We start from the raw sequence: 6,145 nt of genomic DNA, 5'->3' as shown, positions 1-6,145 counted from the left end.
CCGCTTCGCTCGCGCGCAGCCTCGCCGACAACTCCGCCGCGGCACGGGTCGCCTACGACGAGCTTCGTCGCTTCCTCGTGGAAGAGCTCGCTCCCGCGACGGGCGAGGTCGACGCGGTCGGACGCGACCTGTATGCGCTCAACTCCCGTCGCTTCCTCGGGGCGACGATCGACCTCGACGAGACGTACGAGTGGGGGCGCGAGGAGCTCGCGCGCATGGTGGCGGAGCAGACCGCGATCGCGAACGAGATCCTGCCCGGTGCGTCCGTGGAAGAGGCCGTCGCCCACCTCGAGGCCGACCCGGCCCGCAAGCTCGTCGGCACCGACGCTCTCCAGAGGTGGATGCAGGAGACGAGCGACCGCGCTGTAGCCGAGCTCGGGGCCTCACACTTCGACATCCCGGAGGCCATCCGCACCCTCGAGTGCATGATCGCCCCCACGCAGGAGGGCGGCATCTACTACACCGGGCCGACGGACGACTTCTCCCGCCCCGGCCGCATGTGGTGGTCGGTCCCCGAGGGCGTCACCGAGTTCGACACCTGGCGCGAGCTGACCACGGTGTTCCATGAAGGCGTGCCGGGACACCACCTCCAGATCGCCCAGGCCGTGTACAACCGGGCCGAGCTCAACTCCTGGCGCCGTCTGCTCGCCGGCACCTCGGGTCATGCCGAGGGCTGGGCTCTGTATGCCGAGCGTCTGATGGAGCAGCTGGGCTACCTCGACGATCCCGCCGACCGTCTCGGCATGCTCGACGGGCAGCGTATGCGGGCCGCCCGCGTGGTGCTCGACATCGGTGTGCACCTGGGCAAGCCGCGACTCGACGGTACGGGTGTCTGGGACGCCGAGTACGCACTGGACTTCATGCGCCGGAACGTGAACATGTCCGATCAGTTCGTGCAGTTCGAGGTGAATCGCTACCTGGGCTGGCCTGGTCAGGCGCCGTCCTACAAGGTCGGTCAGCGTATCTGGGAACAGGTCCGTGACGGCGTCCGCGCAGCCGAAGGCGATGCGTTCTCGTTCAAGGACTTCCACAAGCGCGCACTCGACATGGGCGGTGTCGGCCTCGACACGCTGCGCAGCGCCTTGCTTCCACGCTGACGGGAATGCGGTCCGGCCGAGGCGTGTTCATTCATCTGAATAGGAAGGGATGACATGAGCATCGAATTCGGGTTGGACACGTTCGGCGACATCACCAGGAACGCGGACGGAGAGCTCCTCACCGGCGCGCAGACGATCCGCAACATCGTCGCGCAGGCAGAGCTGGCCGACACGGTCGGTGTGGACTTCTTCGGGGTGGGGGAGCACCACCGCGCGGAGTTCGCGGTCTCTGCCCCGGAGATGGTGCTGGCCGCTATCGCGGCCCGCACCACGCACATCCGTTTGGGCACGGCGGTGACGGTGCTCTCGTCCGACGACCCTGTGCGCGTTTTCGAGCGGTTCTCGACGTTGGATGCCCTCTCGAACGGTCGTGCCGAGGTGGTTCTCGGCCGCGGCTCCTTCATCGAGTCGTTCCCATTGTTCGGCTATGACCTCCGCGACTACGACGCACTCTTCGAGCAGAAGCTCGAGCTGTTCGTCGAGCTCCTCAAGGAGGAGCCGGTGACGTGGTCGGGCACCATGCGCGCTTCGCTCGAGAACGCGAACGTGTTCCCGAAGACCGAGAAGGGTCTGCGCACCTGGGTCGGTGTGGGGGGCAGCCCTGAGTCGGTCGTCCGTGTCGCACGCCATGGCCTCGGCCTGATGCTCGCGATCATCGGGGGATCAGCGGAGCGGTTCAAGCCCTTCGTCGACCTGTACCACCGCTCCGTGGCCTCCTTCGGCACGACGTCGCACCCCGTCTCGGTGCATTCGCCCGGCCACATCGCCGAGACGGATGCGGAGGCCTGGGACGCCGCCTACTCCGGTTTCGAGGCCATGAACAACACGATCGGACGTGAGCGCGGATGGCCGGCATACAGCCGTGCGCGCTTCCAGAACGACATCGGTCCTGAAGGAGCGATCTACGCGGGCTCGCCGGATCGCGTCGCGGCGAAGATCGCCGACACGATCACGACGCTGGGACTCGGCCGGTTCGACTTGAAGTACGCCACAGGCACCCTGTCGCACGAGTCGATGATGCGCAGCATCGAGCTGTACGGCACCGAGGTGATCCCGCGGGTGAAGCGGATCCTCGACGCTCAGGACTGACGTCATCGGGTGCGGGACGTCGGGCGCTCGGCTCTACGATGAAGAGCATGGCCAATACCGCCTTGCCGAGCCGCTCATCTCTGGCCGAGCGCCTGGACGTCCTGCCGTTCACCCGTCGCCACCTGCGCCTCCTGACGGGGTCGGGGCTCGGCTGGGCTTTGGACGCGATGGATGTCGGTCTGATCTCCTTCATCCTCGCCGCTCTCACGCAGCAGTGGGGGCTGACGAAGGGCGAAGCCGGTTGGATCGCCTCGGTCGGGTTCATCGGCATGGCCATCGGCGCGACGCTCGGTGGTCTGCTGGCGGATCGTTTCGGACGACGGCAGGTGTTCGCGCTCACGCTGCTCGTGTACGGCATCGCGACCGGTGCCAGCGCGCTCGTCGGAGGTCTCGCGGCACTGCTCGTTCTGCGCTTCCTGGTCGGTCTCGGTCTCGGCGCCGAGCTCCCGGTCGCTTCGACGTATGTGAGCGAGTTCGCTCCGGCCCGGATCCGCGGCCGGCTGATCGTGGTGCTGGAGGCCTTCTGGGCACTCGGATGGACCGCGGCCGCGGTGATCGGCTTCCTCGTCATACCGGCCTCCGACGACGGGTGGCGCTGGGCCTTCGCGCTCGGCGCGATCCCTGCCGTGTACGCGCTCTTCGTCCGGTGGCGGATGCCGGAATCGCCCCGCTGGCTCGCCTCGCGAGGACGCATCGCGGAAGCAGACCGCATCGTCTCGGCGTTCGAGGCCGATGCCGGGGTGGGCGGTGCCCCCGCTGTCCGCAAGGAGCCGGCATCACGTGCGATCGCGGTCACCGCACGCGCGCGGCTGGCAACGCTCTGGAACCCGGAGTTCCGAGTGCGCACACTGTGCCTGTGGGTGGTGTGGTTGGGCGTCAACTTCGCCTACTACGGGGCGTTCATCTGGATACCGAGCATTCTCGTGGATGCCGGGTTCGATCTGGTGCGTTCGTTCGGTTTCACCCTCATCATCACGCTGGCCCAGCTGCCGGGCTATGCGGTCGCGGCGTGGCTGATCGAGGTGTGGGGGCGTCGGCTGACGCTGTCGGTGTTCCTGCTCGGTTCTGCGGTGTCTGCAGTGGTCTTCGGCACGGCGACGACCGAGGGGGCCATCATCGCCGCGGGCATGGCTCTGTCGTTCTTCAACCTGGGTGCCTGGGGAGCCCTGTACGCAGTGACCCCCGAGATCTATCCCACCTCCCTGCGGGGAACGGGTGCCGGTTGGGCGGCAGGAGTGGGTCGCATCGCATCGATCGTGGCGCCGCTCTCCGTTCCGGCGCTGCTGCTCGCTGGTGGAGCGCCGCTGCTGTTCGCGGTGTTCGGGGTGTGCTTCCTCGGTGCTGCGTCCGCCGCATGGGGGCTCGTCGACCGCGGCGGGCAGGCGCTCGACGATCGTTGACGCCTGCTCTCGTCTGCCGCAATAGGCTGGGACGATGGCAGATGTGCGGTTCGTGGCGATCGGCGATTCCTTCACCGAGGGGGTCGGCGATGTCCTCCCGGGTGGGCGTGAGCGCGGCTGGGCGGATCTCGCGGCTCAAGGGTGGGCGGATGCCGCTGGGCACTCGATCCAGTACGCCAACCTTGCGATCAGAGGCAAGCTCGCCTGGCCGATCGTCGAGCAGCAGCTCGAGCCCGCGCTCGCGCTGAGGCCGACACATCTCTCCTTCAACGGCGGAGGCAACGACATGCTTCGCCCACGCACCGATGTCGAGCACATCGCCGATGCCTTCAGCCGCGTGCTGCGCCGGTGCGACGAGGAGGGGGTGACCATGATCCTGCTCTCGGGGGCGAACCCGAGTGGACAGCTTCCGATGGGATCCCTCGTTCAACGGCGCGGAGATCTCCTCTCTGATGCCGTGCTTCGACGGATCGAAGAGCGCCCCGATGTGGTCCGTGCATTCAACTGGCCGGATCGTGAGCTCTCCCGTGGCGCCTACTGGGCGGACGACCGGCTGCACATGAACGCGGCGGGCCATCACCGTGTGGCGGCTCGGGTGCTGCATGCTCTCGGCTTCGAGCCGCCGGAGACTTGGTGGGCGCCGAGCGATCGCCTCGGTGCGGGGCCGTCGGGGCTCGCCTATTATCGGGAGTTCGTGGGCCCCTGGGTCCGGCGGCGCGTGACCCGCACATCCTCCGGCGACGGTCGCACGGCCAAGTTCCCGTCCTGGGTAGAGCGAGTGCCCTCGTGAATCGAGTCCGTCGCTCGGACGCGGGGGACCGGTGAGCGACTTCGTGTTCGCCCGCATCCCCGCCGGCGTGCTGACACTGCGGGACGCACGTCGCGAGGAACAGCGCGAGGTCACCCTGGAGCCTTTCGAGATCGGCGTGTATCCAGTGACGGAGGAGCAGCTCGCAGAGGTGCTGGGCATCCCGGTGCGCCACCCTCGTCGCCCCGCATCCGACCTCAGCTGGCTGCGCGCCATCCACTTCTGCAACGCCGCATCCGAGTGGGAGGGCCTGGATCGGGTCTACCTGTTCGATGGTGAGGACGTCTCCTGGGACACGACTGCAGACGGGTACCGGTTGCCCACCGAAGCGGATGCCGGTCGCCACCGGCGTGCGGGTAGCGGTCCGTGTAGAGCGGGTGCCAGCCGTGGGCGACCGGCACTACGCCGGCTGGCTCGAGAACGCCGCAGGCTTCAAGATCGAGATCGTCGCGGACGTCGTCGTCTAGGCGCCGTAGTCAGGAAGCTCCTGCAGCGTCCAGGTGTTGCCGTCCGGATCGTCGAAGGACACGAACCGCCCCCAGTCGAGGTCCTGCACACCCCGTGCCTCCACGCCGAGGCCCTGCAGGTGCGCCAGCGCCTCGTCGGCATCCGGCACCACGACCTGGATCGTGTTCTGCGTGCCCGGTTCGAGGTCGATGCCCAGCCCCGTGCCGAATGCGATCGAGCACGCCGAGCCCGGTGGTGTCATCTGCACGAAGCGCAGCCCCTCGGTCGGCGTCTGATCCCAGTCGGCGGTGAAGCCGATCTTCTCGTAGAACTGCTTCGAGCGGTCCACATCGGTGACCGGCACGAAGATGAGCTCGATCTTCCAGTCCATCACGCACTCCTCCTGTCGGGCGTCGTCGCCCGTCGGCGCCCACCGTACGCGCGGCCACCGACGTGCCGCCACACCGAAGCGGCGTCAGATCCATCCATCGGCTACATGCTCCGCGCCGACGACATCGTCTTCCGCAAGGGGATCCTCTGGCAGCGCATGATCGCCGTGCCTTACGGCCGCATGCAGTTGGTCGACATCACTCAGGGGCCGCTCGATCGCGCGTTCGGCATCGCCCAGCTCAAGATGGTCACGGCCGCCGCGACGACCGGTGTGCAGATCCCGGGCCTCACCCAAGAGGCGGCCGAGGCGCTGCGCGACACGCTCATCCACGTCGCCGAGACTCGCCGGACAGGCCTGTGAGCGAGCAGCAGCCCCCTCTCGCGCCGAGCGCTCAGGCACCCGTCGGCGGGGAGGCCTCCGAGACGCTCGCGAACGGCGAGTGGCACCGGATGCACCCGCTCACCCCGCTCTTCAAGGGCGGGCTGGCGCTGATCATCATCGCGGGTATCGTCATCGCGAACATGCGGGACCGGCTCATCGCCTGGGCCGTGGCGCTGTTCACGCCCGAAGAGGCGCACTACGGCGACTACGGCGGCGCCGACCCCGTCGACTGGGTGCTCTCGAACAACCTGATCCTCGTCGCGCTGCTCGGCGTGCTGGGGCTCGTGGTCGTGCTGGTGCTGATCTTCTGGTTCGTCTGGCGCTTCCAGCAGTTCCGGATCACCGGAGATCATGTCGAGGTCCGCAAGGGCATCATCTTCCGTTCGCACCGCCGCGCGCCTCTCGACCGCGTGCAGGGCGTCAACCTGACCCGTCCGTTCCCCGCTCGCATCATCGGACTCGCCAAGCTCGAGGTCGTCGGCGCCGGCAACGACGCGAACGTCGAGCTCGAGTACCTTGCGACGCCGCGGGC

The 6,145-nt window shown here is 68.0% G+C and carries 7 protein-coding genes and 1 pseudogene; 7 read left to right on the top strand and 1 reads right to left on the bottom strand.

Features of this window, described 5'->3' with window-relative positions; genetic code table 11:
* From KZA10_RS06350 to KZA10_RS06325, 5 genes are all read left to right on the top strand, one after another.
* Positions 1 to 1,097 (top strand): DUF885 domain-containing protein (locus tag KZA10_RS06350; protein WP_218682439.1); only part of this gene is annotated, 1,097 nt, incomplete at its 5' end.
* Positions 1,098 to 1,151: 54 nt separating this feature from the next.
* Complete coding sequence (locus KZA10_RS06345) at positions 1,152 to 2,186, top strand: LLM class flavin-dependent oxidoreductase (RefSeq protein WP_141386731.1); 1,035 nt, start codon at positions 1,152 to 1,154, stop codon at positions 2,184 to 2,186.
* Positions 2,187 to 2,233: 47 nt separating this feature from the next.
* Positions 2,234 to 3,586 carry an MFS transporter gene (locus KZA10_RS06340; RefSeq protein WP_141386730.1) on the top strand — a complete coding sequence of 451 codons (1,353 nt, stop codon included), beginning with the start codon at positions 2,234 to 2,236 and terminating at the stop codon, positions 3,584 to 3,586.
* 34 nt (positions 3,587 to 3,620) lie between these two features.
* Positions 3,621 to 4,376: an SGNH/GDSL hydrolase family protein gene (locus KZA10_RS06335; protein ID WP_218682438.1), complete on the top strand. Its 756-nt coding sequence runs from the start codon at positions 3,621 to 3,623 to the stop codon at positions 4,374 to 4,376.
* 350 nt (positions 4,377 to 4,726) lie between these two features.
* Positions 4,727 to 4,861, top strand: coding sequence for a hypothetical protein (locus KZA10_RS06325; RefSeq protein ID WP_374196548.1), 135 nt, complete (start codon positions 4,727 to 4,729; stop codon positions 4,859 to 4,861).
* Here the strand turns inward: KZA10_RS06325 and KZA10_RS06320 are convergent.
* Positions 4,858 to 5,232, bottom strand: a complete 375-nt coding sequence (locus tag KZA10_RS06320) for a VOC family protein (protein ID WP_141386329.1) — start codon at positions 5,230 to 5,232, stop codon at positions 4,858 to 4,860. The two genes, KZA10_RS06325 and KZA10_RS06320, sit on opposite strands and share 4 nt — an antisense overlap.
* Before the next feature lie 93 nt (positions 5,233 to 5,325).
* Here KZA10_RS06320 and KZA10_RS06315 point away from each other — a divergent pair.
* Together KZA10_RS06315 and KZA10_RS06310 are read left to right on the top strand one after the other, a co-directional pair.
* Positions 5,326 to 5,592, top strand: a pseudogene (locus KZA10_RS06315) (PH domain-containing protein); the annotation flags it as partial.
* Positions 5,589 to 6,145: PH domain-containing protein (locus KZA10_RS06310; protein WP_218682437.1), on the top strand; the 557-nt coding region annotated here is incomplete at its 3' end. The pseudogene KZA10_RS06315 and the gene KZA10_RS06310, both read left to right, overlap by 4 nt.

It is taken from the genome of Microbacterium sp. BF1 (assembly GCF_019279095.1).
Taxonomy (GTDB): domain Bacteria; phylum Actinomycetota; class Actinomycetes; order Actinomycetales; family Microbacteriaceae; genus Microbacterium; species Microbacterium maritypicum.
The sequence above is the reverse complement of the archived record's forward strand: the minus strand, read 5'-3'. Positions and strand labels throughout refer to the sequence as shown.